We start from the raw sequence: 16,623 nt of genomic DNA on the forward strand, positions 1-16,623 counted from the left end.
ATAAATTCAGGCGGGGCTTTGGGGTCAGCCGCCGTCGCGTTCATCGTGGCGTGTTTGACCGAGTTCAGACGTATCGCGATGTAGACCGAGGAAGCCCCCCTTGCAACGACAACTTTTTAGTAGCTCCTCTATTCCTCTATTCCGAAACTTCGATTGCAATGGGTTGGTGATCGGATGCATCCGTCGCTTCGTTGACCTCGATGCTGCGAACGTAGCCGGTCAAATCTTCCGTCACGAAAATGAAGTCGCGGCAGTCGGGCCCCTCGGCCCACTGCGCGCGGTCGTAGATTCCGCAAGTCGGCGCACGCGCGCGGCCGGGACGATCGGCGGTCCATGCATCCCGATACGCCAGACCAGGCCGGCCAGATCGGGCAATCAATGCGTGCTGAGGGTCGGCAACGTCAAAATTGAAATCACCACACAGCAGGCTCGACGCCGCGACGGTCTGACTTTCATACGGCTCATCGTGCCGGGAGCCGGCCTGCTTCGGACTCATTGACGCGTCCTCCTGCAAATCCAGCAGGCGAGCGATCTGTGCCTCGCGCTGGCCGGCCGAATGGAACTCGAGATGCGTGTTGACGACGCGGACCACGCCAAACGAGGCCTGAACCGTCACCTCCAGGGCGTGACGGCGCATGCTCCGCACCGCGGCTGCGGCGGGCCATGGCAGCAGATGGTTTGCAATCTGCAGCACCGGCAACCTCGACAGCGTCATGTTACCGAAGCGATGGAGGTTGCCATCAGGATCGACAGTTTCGATCGCGGGCCGGAATATTGCGGAGTAGCCGGGCAAAAGGGCTGCCAGCTGTTCGCTCTGATCCGCTCCATCACCAAATCTCGAGAAGTTCGCGCTCACCTCCTGGAAGCAGAACACGTCCGCATCGAGCGTCTGTCGGGCGACGGCAACGATCCTTGCCAGATCGGTCACGCCGTCGCAGCCCTTTCCGCACTGTATGTTCCAGGTGAGAAGTCTCATTAACGGATGCCTGCACGCATGAATGACTGGACGAACTGACGCTGGAACAGCAGAAACGCGATCAGCAGCGGCGCCATCGTCATCACGGTTGCCGCCGTGATCACTGACCAATCCACGCCGGTCTCAGGCGCGCCGAACACGGCAAGCCCCACGGTGAGCGGCCGCGCTTCCACCGAATTCGTGACGATCAACGGCCACAGGAAATTGTTCCAGTGATAGCTGACGGAGACGAGGCCAAAGGCGACATAGGTCGGGCGAGCCAGCGGGACATAGACCCGCCACAGGATTCCGAGCGGACCCGCTCCCTCGACCCGCGCGGCTTCGACCAACTCCTGGGGCACACCCTTGAAGGTCTGCCGCAGCAGGAAGATGCCGAAGGCGCTCGCGAGATAGGGCAGCGCGATCGCAGGGATCGTATCGAGCAATCCCAACCTTGCGATCGCGCGGTAGTTCTCGACGATCAGGACGTCGGGCATGATCATCAGCTGGAGCAGAACGAGGGCGAAAGCGATGCCGCTGCCCCGGAACCTGAAGCGCGCAAAGGCATAGGCGGCCAGCGTCGACAGGATGAGCTGACCAACCAGGATCAGCGTCACCAGCACCACCGTGTTGAGATAGTACCGAGCGAACGGCGCCTGGTTCCAGGCCCGGGCAAAATTCTCCAGCGTCCAGGGCGCGGACAGGCTGAACGACGTGGCGTAAGCGGCCGGATGCAGCGCGCTCCAAAAGGCATAGGCCAATGGGGCAAGCCAGATCAAAGCCAGGAGCCATGCTGCGACGGCCTCAATGGGGCGTGTCCGGCCTCTCATTGATAGTGGATCCTGCGATCGAGGTAACCGAACTTGATCAGCGCAACCGAGCTCAGCAGCATCAGAAGCACAACCGTCAGCGTTGCCGCGTAAGAGGAATCTTGGAAGGTGAAGGCAACTTCATAAATGTAGTAGAGCAGCAGCGTGCTGGCGTTGTTCGGACCGCCCTTGGTCATGATGACCAGATGGTCCACCAACTTGAAGGAGTTGATGACTGCGTTGATCGTCACGAACAACGTGGTCGGCATCAGCAATGGGAACGTGATCCGGCGGAACGTATACCACCGGCTCGCGCCTTCGATGGACGCGGCCTCTTCGAGGTCCGGCGAGAGCTGCTGCAGCGCCGCCAGGTAGAAAATCATGAAGAAGCCGGCCTCCTTCCAGATCACCATCACGACCAGACAGCCCATCACCGTCGAGGGATCGCCCAGCCAATTCCAGCCGCCGAAACCGAAAAGGCCGCGCAATTGATCCACCAACCCGTAATCCGGCGTGTAGAAGAACAGCCAGATATTGGCGACGGCGATCATCGGCAGCACGGTCGGCGTGAAATAGGCCAGTCGCAGAAAGCCGCGGCCGCGTATGTTGCGATTGACCCAGATCGCCATCACCAGGGCCAGGGCAATCGAGGTCGGGATCGTGCCGAGCGCGAACCAGAAATTATTGACCAGCGCCTTCCAGAAGATCGGATCGGCCGCCATGGACCGATAGCTGTCAAGCCCGACGAAGGCGTCCGTGCCGTTCCGCCGTGTGACGAATAGCGAATGCCGGATCGTCGCCAGAATCGGAAAGTGCGTGAATGCGATCAGCAGGACGGCCGCCGGCAACAGCAGCAGCCAGGCATTCACGGCGTTCCACCACGCCTGCGATCGGACGCGGCGCGGGGCAATCGGCGATGAGGCGATGGAGTCGGACATCTGTGAGCCGGCGGGATGGCGGTGGCGCGCCATCCCGCCACGTCCCTATTTGTAGGCGCGCAAGACGCGGTCGGACTGCTGTTGCGCGGAGGCCAGCGCCTCCTGCGGCTTCTGCGCGCCCGTGATCGCGGCCTGCACGGCATCCCCGATGAACTTGTAGATGCGGCCGTTCTCATGAACGGAGAGCTCCGGCACCGCGTGCTCCAGCTGATCGCGCGCAACTGTGGCCTGCGGGAACGCCTTTGCGTAGGCCTCCATCGTCGGCGTCTTGTAGGCGGCCGGCGACACTGCCACGTAGCCGGTCTTCATGCTCCATTCGGCCGCGCGATCCGGAGCCGTCATCCATTGAATGAACTTGACGGCCGCCTTCTGCTGTTCGGGAGACGCACTCTTGAAGATGTAGAAATTGCCGCCGCCGGTCGGTGATCCGCGCCGCTCTCTGGCCGGCAGCATGGCCACACCGAACTGGAATTTCGCGGCGTCCTTGACCGCCGTCAGATTGCCGGTGGTGTGCCACATCATCGCCGTCTTGCCTTCGAGGAAATCGTTGCGCAGCGTCGCCCAATCGATGCTGCCGGCCGGGGCGACGTTGTGCTTGCGCGACAGGTCGACCCAGTACTCGAGGGCAGCGACCGTCTTCGGAGCGGTCAGATAGACCTCGTTGCCGGGTTCGTTCATCATCTTCTGCCCGTTCTCGATCGCCAGCGCCTGCAGCATCCAGTAGGCATATCCGGTCGAGGGAATTTCGATGCCCCAGCGCGTCGTGTTGCCGCCATCCTTCTTGACCAGCTTCTTCGACATCTCGACCATTTCGTCCCAGGACGCCGGCGCCTTCTCGGGATCAAGGCCCGCCTCCTTGAAGGCGTCCTTGTTCCAGTACAGCACGATGGTCGAACGCTGGAACGGCTCGCTCCAGGTCTTGCCGTCGATCTGCCCGTTCGCCATGAACGCCGGATAGAACTCCTTGAACCAGGCCTTGTCGCCGACGAGATCGTCAAACGGCACGATCGCGTTCTCGTCCATCAGCGTGAACACGTCGGTCGACAGCAACACCGACAGTTGCGGCGGCTGCCCGCCCTTCATGGCGGTCATCGCCTTGGTCATCGTATCCGTGTAGTTGCCGGCATAGACCGCCGTCATCTTGATGTCGGGATTGTCCTTCTCGAAGCGCGAGACCATGTCGTCGATGATCTTGGTGACGGGACCGCCGACCGCGACCGGATAGTACATGGTCAGATCCACCGCGGCGGCCGGGCGTGCAGCCATCGAGAGTACGGCAAACGCCGCTGCCATCAACATCGTTCGTCGCGCAAACATGGGACAATCTCCTTCGTTACTGCGTTTGAAACAGCCGCTGCTATCGACCGGATATCGCCCGCTGGCCCTCTGTGACGATGGTCTCCAAGCGAGTTTCCAAACTTGAATCGAACCGATGCTCGAGCCCGGGTTCCCACGCGATCCGGACATCCTCGCCTGGCCGAACCTTGCTGAAACCTTCGAGCCGCACCGAGATGGGCTGACCATCGACCTCGCACAGAACGATGCTGTCGGCCCCAAGATGCTCGATCGCCCTGACGCGCGCAAAACGGTCCCCGCCCGACACGATGCGGATATGCTCCGGCCGGATGCCGATGAGATGATCACCCTGGCGCAACAGGTTCATCGGCGGCGTGCCGATGAACCGCGCCGTGAATGCCGTCGCCGGCCGGTTATATAGCTCCTCTGGTGTGCCATTCTGCTCGATACGACCATCGCGCATCAGCACGACGCGATCCGCCATCGTCATGGCTTCGGTCTGATCGTGGGTCACGTAGACCATCGTCATTCCGAGCCGCTGTTGCAGGGCGCGGATCTCCGTCCGCATCTCATGCCGCAGCTTGGCGTCCAGATTTGAAAGCGGCTCGTCCATGAGGCAGACCCGCGCTTCCGCAATGATGGCTCGTCCCAGTGCAACCCGCTGGCGCTGGCCGCCAGATAGCTGCGACGGCTTGCGTTCAAGCAGATGCGCAAGGCCAACAATCTCGGCCACACGCCGGAGCCGCTCGTCTCGTTCCGCGCGCGACACGCGACGCACACGCAGTCCGAAGACGATGTTCTCGGCTACGCTCAAATGCGGAAACAGCGCATAGGACTGGAAGACCATGGAGATATTCCGCTGCGCCGGGGTCAGATGGGTCACGTCGACGCCGCCGATGGCGATCGTACCGGCATCAGCATCCTCAAGGCCGGCGATCAGCCGCAGCGTGGTCGACTTACCGCAGCCGGACGGTCCCAGCAGCACAAGCAGCGAGCCCTCGTTCGCCGTCAGACTGACGTCATCGACGGCGCGCATCGCGCCCCAGAACTTGGAGACATGACTCAGCGTGATCGCTGACATGGCCTGTTCGCTCTCACCGTGATGCAGCTACGCCGCTGGCGACGGCTCGCTGCAACGGACCAATGCAACGCCGCTCACCGCAGACAGACCGGTCCATGCGCCCTCCCTCGTGCCACGCGCATTCGTCGGCGTAGCCACTACGATGTTCATTTGAACATAGCGTAACACCATATGAAACAGAAAATTGCGTCCTTGGAGTTCAAATGATACTTTCGTTGAGAACGGAGGGCCTATGCTCAGGACCGCCACGACCCGTCAGACCTACATACTAGAGATCGTGCGCGAGCAAGGCTTCGCCTCCATCGAGCAGCTCGCGGTGCGTTTCGACGTCACTCAGCAGACCATTCGCCGCCTCGTGAATGCACTCTGCGACCAGGGCCTGCTCCGGCGGGTGCATGGCGGGGTCGGCCTCCCGGTCCAGAACCAGAACCTCGCCTATGGCAGCAGGCACAGGTTGAACGCCAGCGCGAAACGGCGGATCGCGCACGCAACCGCCAACCTCATCCCTGACGGGACGTCACTGATGATCGGACTTGGCACGACGCCCGAATACGTCGCGCAGGCGCTCTCCCGCCGTCGGGATCTGCGGGTGATCACCAACAGCCTGAACGTGGCCGCAGCATTCGCGCACAATCCGGACGTGGAGATCAGCATCGCGGGCGGCACGCTGCGGCAACTCGATCGCGATATCATTGGCGAGTCGGCTGCGCGCTTCTTCGCGGGTTTCCGCGCCGACTTTGGTATATTCGGTGTCGGGGGGATTGATGAGGACGGCACGCTGCTCGATTTCCATGCCGATGAAGTCAAGGCGCGTCAATCCATTGTGGCCAATTCGCGAACGTCCGTGCTAGTGGCCGACATCACCAAGTTCGGTCGCAATGCGACGGTCCGGGGCGGCCATCTCGACGACTGCCACCATCTCGTCATCGATGATCGATTGCCTGGATCGTTTAAGCCAATCGCGGACAGGTATGGCGGTCTGATCCACACGGCCCGCGACGCCCGCGCAGATTTCGAACGCCTTGGCCATACCTAGCGGACAACATAGAGTCCCTTGCTCAGATCGATCGCGGACTTCAACGCACGCCGACAATCCGCGCCGCAATCGGCACTGAGCCAGTCCCACGTGCCGCGCACCTACGGGGGCGAGCTCGAGCGGTGGGGAGCTGTTTTCCCGGTGATCCGAGCCCTCGGCTTGAACCAATTCAAGCGTGTTCATCCGGTCTACCTCGGAACAGGCGCTTCCGATTCCAGCAGGGACGCGGCCTTGAGATCGCTCCAGAGCGCGCCCGGCACTGTGGTGGTCAGCGCTGCCACATTGCGCTCGACCTCCTGCGCATTATGCGCCCCGAGAACCACGCTCGCGACCGCGGGATGACCCAGCGCAAAATGTAGAGCGGCCGTCGGCAGCGCTACGTCATGAGCTGCGCAGATACGCTGGATCTCAGCAACCTTCGAAAGGATCTGCGGCGGTGCGTCTTGATAATTGTACTTGGCGCCCTTGATGGCGCCCGTCGCCAGAATCCCCGAATTGAACACGCCGCCAAGCAGCACCGCGATGCCCTGCTTCAGCGCCAGCGGCATGAACTCCTCGAGTGCTGGCTGCTCCAGCAGCGAATAACGCCCGGCGAGCAGCATCACCTCGAAGGACCCGGCCTGCGCAAAGCGCACGCACATCTCCGCCTCGTTGACGCCGATCCCGATGCCCGCGACCACACCTTCGGAACGAAGTTTGTCCAGCGCTACATAGGCCCCGGACATCGCTTCGCGAAACCGATCCTCGATCGCGTCCTTACCGTGGGTCCACACATCGACATCATGGATCAGCAACAGGTCGATCCGGTCGGTGCCAAGCCGCAACAGCGACTGCTCGACCGAGCGCATGGTGCCATCATAGGAATAGTCGACGACGGCTCGGTGCGGCTGTCCACCAATAAATCCGGACCGAGTCTCCGGCTGGTGAAACGGATCCATCCAGCGACCAGTTTTTGTGCAAAGCACCACATCCTTGCGCGGCACGCGCCGGAGCGCCGTTCCGCAGCGATGCTCCGACAGGCCGTTGCCATAGTGCGGCGATGTATCGAGCAGATTGATGCCGAGCTCGAAGGCACGGCTCGCTGCGGCAATTGCAGTGTGGTCGTCGAGCTCGAGAAAGAGATCGCCGAGCGGTGCGGTTCCGAACCCGAGGATGGAAACTTCGAGACCGGTCCGGCCAAGTGTGCGGCGCGGCAAAGCCGATTGCGAAACCATGGTGGATTGCTCTTCCTTCTCCGCGCCTCGATCCGCGCTAGTCTCATTGCAGCGACGCGCAGCGTATGTATTTGCCGTCAGGTGTCAACGCGAGGATTACGGGTCTCGTACAAGACTATTCCGCTCATACATTCGGGTTGCTAAGAAAAGCGGAACCGGCACGCGGGCACTTCACGGCCCGCGGCAACGAGGAGGAACGATGCTCCCCTATGTTACGCACGATGCACGCTTTGCTCGCCTGGTCTTTGGTCACGCCAATCTCGAAAAACTCACCAGCGGCTGCCGCTGGGCCGAAGGACCCGCTTACTTTCCGGCCGGCCGCTATTTGATCTGGTCCGACATTCCGAACAACCGGATGATGCGCTTCGACGAGACGGATTCATCGGTGTCGGTGTTCCGCTCGCCGAGCTTCAACTCGAACGGCAACACGACCGATCGCGAGGGGCGGCTCGTCACTTGCGAGCACTTCATGCGCCGCGTCACCCGGACCGAGCATGACGGCTCCATCACGGTGCTTGCCGAGCAGTTCGAAGGGCGTCGGCTGAACTCGCCCAACGATGTCGTGGTGAAATCGGACGGCTCGATCTGGTTTTCGGATCCGACATACGGCATCGACAGCGATTACGAGGGCCAGCAGACCAAATCCGAGATTGGCGCCTCCCACGTGTATCGGATCGATCCAGCGGGCGTCGAGATCAGCCTCGTCGTCTCTGACCGCGTGCAGCCGAACGGGCTGGCGTTCTCGCCAGACGAGAAGCTGCTTTATGTCGCCGATACCGGCGCGACCCACGTCGACGGGCTGCCCGCGACGATCTGGTCCTACAAGGTCCAGGGAAACAAGGTCGCTGAGCCCTCGCTGTTTTCCACCTGCCCCGACGGCCTCTACGACGGATTTCGCTGCGACATCCATGGCAACGTTTGGACGTCGGCGGGACGGAGCGTGTTCTGCTACGCAGCCGACGGGACACATATCGGCACCATTCCCATCGGCGAGATCGTGGCGAATGTCTGTTTCGGCGGTCCGCAGCGCAACCGTCTCTACATTTGCGGACAGACATCGCTGTATTCGATCTTCCTCAATACGCGCGCGGCCGTGTGAGGGAAAAGGCGGCGCGGGGCGGCGTGCGGCGCCATCCTCAGCCGTTCTGACCGCGCTTTCGCCGGCCGTCGGTGCCCTCGTCACCCTGCAGATCGGATTCAAGTTCCTCGATAGCGCGCGATCCGAACTTGCCGGTCTCTGAGCTCGCGGATACTGTGTCGAGCAAGGCAGTTCGTTTCGCTAAAATTTTGATTTACGATGATTTCCAATTTGTAAAGAAGGCGGGCCACCTTAGCATTACAGTTGCTTTTGTTGCGGGCTTCTGAATCCATGGGCAACCATGATTCGAATGTCGTGGGCGCGGGCCGCGTCGGTTGAGGCGACGCTTGCGTTGTGGGCGGCGTCGCTTCGAGAGATCAAGCAACGGATACGTCCGTTGTTCACGCAAGAGCGTGTTGCGACGAATGCAGGTCTGTTCCTGGAAGGTCTGCTCGGAGATGAGCAGCGCAAGACCGGTTGGATGCGCGCGGAGGCGGCTGGCGATCCCGGCCCATGGCGGCAGCAGGCGATTCTGGGTCGTGGAGACTGGGACGCTGATGCCCTGCGCGATATCGTGCACGACTATGTCATCGAGCATTTGGCGGATGACGATGCGGTGCTCGTGATCGACGAGACCGGTTTTCTCAAACAGGGCAAAGCGTCATGCGGAGTGGCGCGGCAATACACTGGTTCGGCAGGAAAGATCACGAACTGCCAGATCGGCGTCTTCGCTGCCTACGTTTCGCGTCATGGCCATGCGTTCATCGATCGCGCGTTGTATCTTCCGAAGGAATGGACCGACGATCCAGATCGTCTGGAAGCCACATATGTGCCTGCCGATGTCGGCTTTGCGACCAAACCAAAGCTTGCGACGAGAATGATCGCACGCGCGATAGCCGGGTCTGTACCATTCAAGTGGGTTGCCGGTGATACCGTCTACGGTGTTGGCAACATCGAACAGCAACTACGTCGGGCAGGCAAAGGCTACGTGCTTGGGGTCAGCAGCGCTCATGTGTTTCGATCCTGGGGCAAGCGACCGCCGGTCGCCGGTACGGCTGCAGACCTCGCCCGGACGCGGCGCTCATCCGACTGGAAGCGCCTGTCGGCGGGAGCCGGAACCAAAGGACCGCGGCTGCACGATTGGTGTTATCTCGAATTGGCGGATCTCGAGGCCGAGCAGTCCAACAGTGCAAATGACGGTTTGTGGACACGCGGTCTACTGATCCGTCGTCGCATTGCCGATGATGACCTCGCCTTCTTCACCACCTGGTGCCCAGCGGGAACAGCCATTGAAACGCTGGTCGCGGTCGAAGGCCATCGATGGGCGATCGAGGACAGCTTTGAAACGGCGAAAAACGAGTTCGGGCTCGATCACAACGAGAGCAGATCCTGGCATGGCTGGCACCGTCATGTGTCCTTGGTGATGCTCGCCTTCGCCATGATGGCCGCGATCCGACATCGCGCTAATCCGCCACCGCCCAAAAAAACGAAACGGCGCCCCCCGGCAAAAGCCAAAACATAACCACCCCACCACTGATCCGTTGGTCAATCCAGGAAATCCGCCGCATTGCTATCAGACTTGCGCGGAAGCGGATTCAACCCGCACACATCATCGCATGGTCCTTCTGGCGCAGAGCTCACCAGGCTGCCGCTCAACGCGCCCACTTCAAATCAAAAAAGCAACTGTAATGTTAGGCTGGCCATCTAGCTCGTGACGCGTTCGCCCCGCCCGTAGACGAGCAGCATGAAGATGATAACGAGACCATAGATCACTTGGCGGCCCGCCTCCGGCATCTCCATGATCGACAATACACTGTTCAGGAGCACGATCAGGACGACGCCGATCAGCGTGCCGAGATAGCGGCCGCGGCCGCCGAGGATGTTGGTGCCTCCAATCACGACGGCGGCGATCGAGGGCAGCAGATAGGCGTCTCCCATGCCTTGGTAGGCCTTGGTGGAATAGCCGGCGAGCAGCACGCCCGCGAGCGCGGCAGCAAGGCCGCAGAGGACGAAGCAGACCACCGTGACGCGGCGCGTGTTGACGCCGGCGAGATAGGCCGCCGCCTCCTTGTTGCCGATGGCGTAGATGTAGCGGCCGAGCGACATGCGCTGCAGGATCACGACCACCAGCACGGACACCCCGGCCCAGACGAACAGCGCGTTGGGAATGCCGAGCGTACGATCGCCCGCCAGCATCCGCATCAGGTCGGTCGCCCCGGTCTGAGGTGCGTAGCCGCCAGTATGCGCGACCATCAGGCCGCGCATCACGGCATTCACGCCCAGCGTAAAGATCATCGAGGGGACCCGCAGATACGCGACCCCGACGCCGTTGACGAGCCCGACCAGAACGCCGACCCCGAGCCCGACCGGAATTGCGAGAGGACCGCCGACCGAGGTCGCCATCATGGCCGCGGCCGCGAGCGTCCAGGGCACCGACAGATCAATCTGCGCTATCAGGATCACGATCATCATGCCGGCCGAGACGATCCCGAGGAACGCACCGATCTGCAATTGCTGCAGAAGATAGGCCGGAGACAACAGGGGAGCGCTGCCGAAACGGGCGAATGTGTAAACCGTACCCGCGACGAGAATGACGACGATGAACACCGCCGCAATCAGGATCGGGCGATCGTCGCGCGAGAGGCTGAATGAGGCCGCCGTCATCGAAACAGCTCCAACGTGTTCTTGACGCGCAGCATACCCAACGCGCCGATGCTGACGGCAGCGAGCAGGATCACGCCCTCGAACAGCGGCTGCAGAAGAGGGGCAATGTCGAAGATGCGGAAGAAGAAGGAAATCACGCGCAAGACCATAGCGCCGAAGATCGACCCGATCGCACTGCCGGTTCCGCCAAGCAGCGAAGTGCCGCCGATCACCACGGAGGCGATCGAGTTGAGCGTATAGGCGCCGGCCTGCGGAATGTCCGCATTCCCAGACGAAGTCTGGATAGCAAGGAAGAGACCGCCGCAGCCGGCGAAGAAGCCCGCGAGCGTGAAGGCGGCGATCTTGGCGCGCTCGATCGGAAGGCCGGACATATAAGCTGCGCCCTCGGCCGAGCCGATCGCATAGACGGCGCGGCCGAGAACGGAGCGGCGGAACGGCACCCATACCAGCAGCGGAATGAGAACGAGAAGCACGAAGGGGACCGGGATCCAGGCGAACGGCGCAAACCAGGCAGCCGCGCCATCGTCGAAGATGTGCACGGTCGAGGCGAAATCGCCGAGCGAGTTAGTCAGCGCCCAGTTCAGATCAACATCGATCTTGCCGCCCGGGGTCGGACGCAGGAAAAGCGCGATGCCGATGTAGACCGCGCCGGTCGCAAGCGTCGCGATGATCGGCTGGATGCGCCCATAGACGACGACGCAACCATTGATAAAGCCGGCAGCCGCGCCGATCACAAGGCACACGGCGATCCCGAGCAGAATGCCGCTCACGCCGCCCGGAAAGGTGCCGAGGCCGAGATGCACGCCGAACAGGTCGAGATGCAGCGGCGCACCACCTGCCGCGCCGGTCAGGAGGTAGCTTGCAAAGCAGCCGACCATGGTCATGACCGCTCCGACGGAGAGATCAAGGCCCGACATTAAGACCGGCACTGTCTGCGCCATCGCCAGCATGGCGAGCGCAAAGATTTCGTCGCCATTCTGCACCAGCACGGCGGAGGAGAAGCCGCGGGGATGCGCGGCGTTGTAGAAAATGTAGAGAGCACAGAACAACAGGATGGCGGTGACCAGACCAATGTTCTGGCGGATCCTGATCGCGAGATCGTCAAGCATGCGCCGCCCTCGCTGCGGTATCGGTGTCGACATTCAGGGAGCTTGCGACAATGTTGGTCTCGGTGAGGTCGTCGCCCTCGAGCTCGCGCACGATGCGGCCGTCATACATGATGACGACGCGGTCGCAGCAGCCGATCAGCTCGTCATAGTCGGTTGAGTAGAACAGGATTGCGGCGCCCTGGTCGGCGAGTTCGCGCATCAGCCGGTAGAGCTCCTGCTTGGTGCCTACGTCGATTCCGCGCGTGGGATCGTTGAGCAGGATGATGCGCGGATCGGTCATCAGCCATTTGGCGAGCACGACCTTCTGCTGGTTTCCGCCCGACAGCGTCGAGACCGCATCACTCGCGGCGTCCAACTTGATCTGCAGCCTCGCGATGGCTCGCTGGATCGCGGTGCGTTCCTTCCCGGTATCGATGAATGGGCCAGTCGAAAGCGCGTCGAGCGATGCGATCGCAAGATTGTCTGCGATCGACATCGGCAGCATCAGTCCTTCGGTCTTGCGGTCCTCAGGCACGAGTGCGATGCCGACCGATTTTGCCGCCGCCGGGGAGCCGGGACGTACCTCGCGATCTGCCACCGTGAGGCGACCAGTGACACCGCGCAAAACACCGAACAGCGCAAGCAACAGGGATTTCTGGCCCTGCCCGTCGAGACCGCCGAGCCCGACGATCTCGCCGGCGCCGATGCTCAGTGAAATGCGATCGAGCTGCCTCTCCCAGCACAGGTTCTCGAGCGCCAGCACCGGCTTCGCGGCATTTCGCGCCGGCTTGGGCGGATACTGGGCCGCGATGTCACGCCCAATCATGAGCTGGATGATATCGGCGGTCGAACGCCTCCCCTTGTCGAAGGTCTCGATATGGCGGCCGTTGCGAAACACCGAGGCCCGGTCGGCGAGCGCCTCGACCTCGTGCATGCGGTGCGAGATGTACAGGATTGCGACGCCCTCGGCCTTGAGCCGCGCCAGCATCGCATAAACCTTCTCCACATCGGCGCTCGTCAGTGCCGATGTCGCCTCGTCGAGGATCAGCAACTGCGGCCGCTTGCCGAGCGCCTTCGCGATCTCGACCACCTGGCGCCTCGATAGGGGCAGATCGCGCACGCGCCTCAGGGGGTTGACGTCCTCACAGCCGATCTCGGACAAAAGCTCTTCGGCGCGGCGGCGCTGCGCCTTCGCATCGATCAGGCCGAACCGCCGCGGCGGGGATGCAATGGAGATGTTGTCCGCGACCGAGAGGTCGGGCATCAGCGATAGTTCCTGAAAGATGCAGACGACACCGGCCGCATTCGCCGCCGACGGCGTGGCGAAGCTGACCTCGCTCCCCGCGAGGCGCATGCGACCGCTGTCGGGCTGCACCACACCGGCAATGATCTTGATCAGGGTCGACTTGCCGGCGCCGTTCTCGCCCAGCACGGCATGAATCTTGCCGCGTTCGCAGGCGAAGTCGACGCCTTCAAGCGCGCGAACGCCGGCATAGCGCTTGGAGATGCCGGCAAGCTCCAGGAAGGCGGATTGCGTCGGATCGGCAGCCGGCATGGCCGGGCCTTCACGCAACGACGGCCCGGCGAATGCCGGGCCGTGACAGAGACATCGCTGGAGCCGTCACTGGGTGTTCTTCTCGCTCTGCGACATGATCTCCGGTGCAGTGAAGTTCACGCCGCACGGTGTGAACTGGTTCGGCGCAAAGAAGTTGGCATTGAGCTCGGGCCAGTAATTCGTGCCCGGCTTGAGATCCTTGTAGGTCGCCACTGGAATCGGGATCGAGATCAGCTGCGGCATAATGTTGCCCTGCAGCGCCGAGATCGCCGCCTTGGTCGCGATCGCCACCAGCGCCGGCGACTGGCCGTAGGACATTCCCTTTAGTCCGTCCTTGGCGTGATCGGCAATCTGTTTGCGGTACTCGTTTTCGCCCTCGCCCGACATCGGCACAAAGGGATGCTTGGCAGCCATCAGTGCCTGCACGGTGCCGTCGGATCCGCCTTGGGTGAATACTCCGTCGAAATGACCATGCACAGCTAACGCATCTGCAGTCACCTTCTGCGAGGTGCCGGTGTCCCAATTACCAACCACCTCGGTGATTTTGAAGCTGTTGCCGGGCGATTCTATTACCTCGCGGAAACCGAGATGACGGTCGCGGTCAACGGAGTTTCCCGGGAGGCCACGGACTTCGAGGATGTCGCCGGATTTCTTGCCGCTCTCGTCGATCAGCCATTTGGCCGACATGCGGCCCATTTCCTTCTGGTCCTCGTTGACCATCATCACCTTGTCGGTGTCGAGGACGTTGTCGAACGGCACCACCACGACGTTGTTCTTGTCGGCAAGACGGATGATGCGATCAAAACCGTCGGGAGCTACCGCAATGGTAACGATTGCGTCGAAGCCTTGGTTGATGAAATCCTCCATCGCGCCAAGTTGCGCCGCGACATCGGTCCCGGTGGAAACAACCTTGAACTCCTTGATGTTCTCCTTGATACCCGGCTGATCGGCGAAAGCCTTGGCAGTCTTCACCATCTGGATGCGCCAGGTGTTGCCGACAAAACCGTTGACCAGCGCGATTCTGTAGGGGCCCGCCTTCTTGGGCCACTGAAAGAATTTGGTCTCGGACGACCACGGCTTGAAGCAGGCGGGGTCGGCGCCGGGACCGGAGACGACCTTTGGACCTGCCAGAGCACTCACCGATGACAACAGCAAGCCGGCGCAAGCCAGCCCCGCCAGACGAAGCGTCCACACCATGTCGTGTCTCCCTGAGCGTTTGTGTTCCACCCTAACGCGGCGCGTAGCCATGCCGGGAATTGACTTTCCCATGCGCGTGTCGGGCTAGGATGGCACGCAGCTTGCGATGCTGACAAGCCGAGGGCGGACGCTCCGGCGCGAGACACGATCTGAACGCACGGCCAAACCGACGGCAATTGTGGAAGCAGAAAACGTAACAATGACAGTCGGGTGTTCGTGGGCGGCAAGGGATTGTGCAACGGCGAAGCTGGCGATGGCCGGGCTTTCATGGTGGCATCCACGCGCGTGACGAAAAAAATGACACTCAGGGAAAAGTGTGAATCGCTACGCGAAGCCGAACGAAGCCCGCTTGCGGAAGCCGGGTTTTGAAAACCAGAGGCTGGGACTACTTGCTTTCGTCCGGCGGCCTGGCGCTCCTCCGCTAAGATAATGGCTGTAGCAACGCCGATCGCTCGCAGCTCCTCACTCAGCAGCTCGACGGCGAGATCAGGTATCGCACCGCGACGGTGGCTGGCGAACATGTCACTTGCTTGACACGTTCTGAAGCGCCGGTCTCTAATGTCCTTCAAGGTCCTGCGGTTGGACAGGCAACACTTTCTGCCCCCAAGCAAGAACAGGCTCGACTGCCCCACCCAGCGACTGTCAGGTCAAGGGTGCGGAATCCAAGATCGTTTCCTGGGAGGGAACAATGGACAGACGCCAGACGCTCAAGCTGATCGGTGGTACGGCCGCGTTGGCCGGTGCCGGTTTTCCGGGCTTTGCCTTTGCGCAAGCCCAAAAGGAAATGGTCACGGTCGTGAAGATCGCGGGAATTCCGTGGTTCAACGCACTTGAAAAGGGAATCCAGAAGGGTGCGAAGGATTTCAGCATTAATGCCACTATGGTTGGCCCGGCGAACGTCGATCCGGCACAGCAAGTAAAGCTGCTTGAGGATCTGATTGCCAAGAAGGTCAACGTGATCGGCTTGGTGCCGCTTGATGTAAAAGTCTGCGAGCCCGTACTGAAGCGCGCCCAGGCCGCCGGAATCAAGGTCATCACGCATGAGGGTCCGGAACAGGAAGGCCGTGACTGGAATGTGGAATTGATCGACTCCGTTCGGTTCGGCGAGGTGCAGATGGAACGTCTCGCCAAGGACATGGGCGGCGAAGGTGATTATGTGGTTTATGTCGGGACTCTTACGACGCCACTTCACAACAAATGGGCCGATGCCGCGATTGCCTACCAGCAGAAAAATTTTCCAAAAATGAAGCTCGTCGCCGACCGCTTCCCTGGCGCCGACGAGATCGACACCAGCCAGCGCACGACGCTTGACGTGATCAAGGCCTATCCCAACCTGCGTGGTATTCTCGGCTTCGGTTCGAACGGACCAATCGGGGCCGGAAATGCTGTGCGTCAGCAACGTCTTGGCAAGAAGATCGCCGTTGTCGGCACCGTGCTGCCAAGCCAGGCGAAGTCGCTTATCGCGGATGATACGATCCGCGAGGGTTTTCTGTGGAATCCCACCGATGCGGGTTACGCGATGGTCGCGGTGGCCAAACTCGTGCTCGATGGCAAGCCGATCACGGATGGCGTCGATGTACCCGGCCTTGGCAAGGCAGCTGTCGACGTTGCAGGAAAGCAGATCAAGGTGGACAAGATCATGCGCATCAACAAGGAAACCATCGACGGTCTGATCGCCGGAGGGCTCTAGGCCGGACCGGTTTAGTCGCCTC

At 61.6% G+C, this 16,623-nt stretch carries 14 protein-coding genes; 4 read left to right on the top strand and 10 right to left on the bottom strand.

From position 1 onward, the window contains the following. Positions 1-136: 136 nt before the first annotated feature. From IVB54_RS23875 to IVB54_RS23895, 5 genes are read right to left on the bottom strand one after another with little or no spacing between them, the layout of a single operon-like run. Positions 137-976: an endonuclease/exonuclease/phosphatase family protein gene (locus IVB54_RS23875; protein ID WP_085385585.1), complete on the bottom strand. Its 840-nt coding sequence runs from the start codon at positions 974-976 to the stop codon at positions 137-139. After that, the gene (locus IVB54_RS23880; protein WP_026233799.1) at positions 976-1,785 is read right to left on the bottom strand and encodes a carbohydrate ABC transporter permease; all 810 of its coding nucleotides are present in this window, start codon (positions 1,783-1,785) and stop codon (positions 976-978) included. The genes IVB54_RS23875 and IVB54_RS23880 overlap by 1 nt, the downstream gene beginning before the upstream one ends. After that, positions 1,782-2,702 carry a sugar ABC transporter permease gene (locus IVB54_RS23885; RefSeq protein WP_018459407.1) on the bottom strand — a complete coding sequence of 307 codons (921 nt, stop codon included), beginning with the start codon at positions 2,700-2,702 and terminating at the stop codon, positions 1,782-1,784. The genes IVB54_RS23880 and IVB54_RS23885 overlap by 4 nt, the downstream gene beginning before the upstream one ends. A 45-nt stretch (positions 2,703-2,747) precedes the next feature. Beyond that, positions 2,748-4,001, bottom strand: coding sequence for an ABC transporter substrate-binding protein (locus IVB54_RS23890; protein ID WP_018459408.1), 1,254 nt, complete (start codon positions 3,999-4,001; stop codon positions 2,748-2,750). A 58-nt stretch (positions 4,002-4,059) separates the two neighbouring features. Continuing rightward, complete coding sequence (locus tag IVB54_RS23895) at positions 4,060-5,079, bottom strand: ABC transporter ATP-binding protein (protein ID WP_018459409.1); 1,020 nt, start codon at positions 5,077-5,079, stop codon at positions 4,060-4,062. 232 nt (positions 5,080-5,311) lie between these two features. Between IVB54_RS23895 and IVB54_RS23900 the strand changes: the two genes are divergently transcribed. After that, positions 5,312-6,115, top strand: coding sequence for a DeoR/GlpR family DNA-binding transcription regulator (locus tag IVB54_RS23900; RefSeq protein WP_018459410.1), 804 nt, complete (start codon positions 5,312-5,314; stop codon positions 6,113-6,115). Between the two features lie 188 nt (positions 6,116-6,303). Here the strand turns inward: IVB54_RS23900 and IVB54_RS23905 are convergent, their stop codons facing one another. Next, entirely contained in the window at positions 6,304-7,329 is a 1,026-nt protein-coding gene (locus IVB54_RS23905) for an aldo/keto reductase (RefSeq protein ID WP_018459411.1), read from the bottom strand. Positions 7,330-7,528: 199 nt separating this feature from the next. On the opposite strand from IVB54_RS23905, the gene IVB54_RS23910 reads away from it, so the two are divergent. Together IVB54_RS23910 and IVB54_RS23915 are read left to right on the top strand one after the other, a co-directional pair. Beyond that, the gene (locus tag IVB54_RS23910; protein ID WP_018459412.1) at positions 7,529-8,428 is read left to right on the top strand and encodes an SMP-30/gluconolactonase/LRE family protein; all 900 of its coding nucleotides are present in this window, start codon (positions 7,529-7,531) and stop codon (positions 8,426-8,428) included. 280 nt (positions 8,429-8,708) lie between these two features. Further along, positions 8,709-9,929 carry an IS701 family transposase gene (locus IVB54_RS23915; protein ID WP_247285483.1) on the top strand — a complete coding sequence of 407 codons (1,221 nt, stop codon included), beginning with the start codon at positions 8,709-8,711 and terminating at the stop codon, positions 9,927-9,929. A 182-nt stretch (positions 9,930-10,111) separates the two neighbouring features. Here IVB54_RS23915 and IVB54_RS23920 read toward each other — a convergent pair whose 3' ends face one another. From IVB54_RS23920 to IVB54_RS23935, 4 genes are all read right to left on the bottom strand, one after another. Then, complete coding sequence (locus IVB54_RS23920) at positions 10,112-11,071, bottom strand: ABC transporter permease (RefSeq protein WP_018459505.1); 960 nt, start codon at positions 11,069-11,071, stop codon at positions 10,112-10,114. After that, positions 11,068-12,180, bottom strand: a complete 1,113-nt coding sequence (locus IVB54_RS23925) for an ABC transporter permease (RefSeq protein WP_018459504.1) — start codon at positions 12,178-12,180, stop codon at positions 11,068-11,070. The genes IVB54_RS23920 and IVB54_RS23925 overlap by 4 nt, the downstream gene beginning before the upstream one ends. Continuing rightward, the gene (locus IVB54_RS23930) at positions 12,173-13,714 is read right to left on the bottom strand and encodes a sugar ABC transporter ATP-binding protein (protein WP_018459503.1); all 1,542 of its coding nucleotides are present in this window, start codon (positions 13,712-13,714) and stop codon (positions 12,173-12,175) included. Before IVB54_RS23930 ends, IVB54_RS23925 begins: the two co-directional genes overlap by 8 nt. 66 nt (positions 13,715-13,780) lie before the next feature. Next, a complete protein-coding gene (locus tag IVB54_RS23935) occupies positions 13,781-14,911 on the bottom strand; it encodes a sugar ABC transporter substrate-binding protein (RefSeq protein ID WP_018459502.1) in 1,131 nt (376 codons plus the stop codon). Between the two features lie 688 nt (positions 14,912-15,599). On the opposite strand from IVB54_RS23935, the gene IVB54_RS23940 reads away from it, so the two are divergent. After that, a complete protein-coding gene (locus tag IVB54_RS23940; RefSeq protein ID WP_007608730.1) occupies positions 15,600-16,601 on the top strand; it encodes an autoinducer 2 ABC transporter substrate-binding protein in 1,002 nt (333 codons plus the stop codon). The last annotated feature ends 22 nt before the right edge of the window (positions 16,602-16,623 follow it).

The organism is Bradyrhizobium sp. CW1 (assembly GCF_023100665.1).
GTDB lineage: Bacteria > Pseudomonadota > Alphaproteobacteria > Rhizobiales > Xanthobacteraceae > Bradyrhizobium > Bradyrhizobium canariense_D.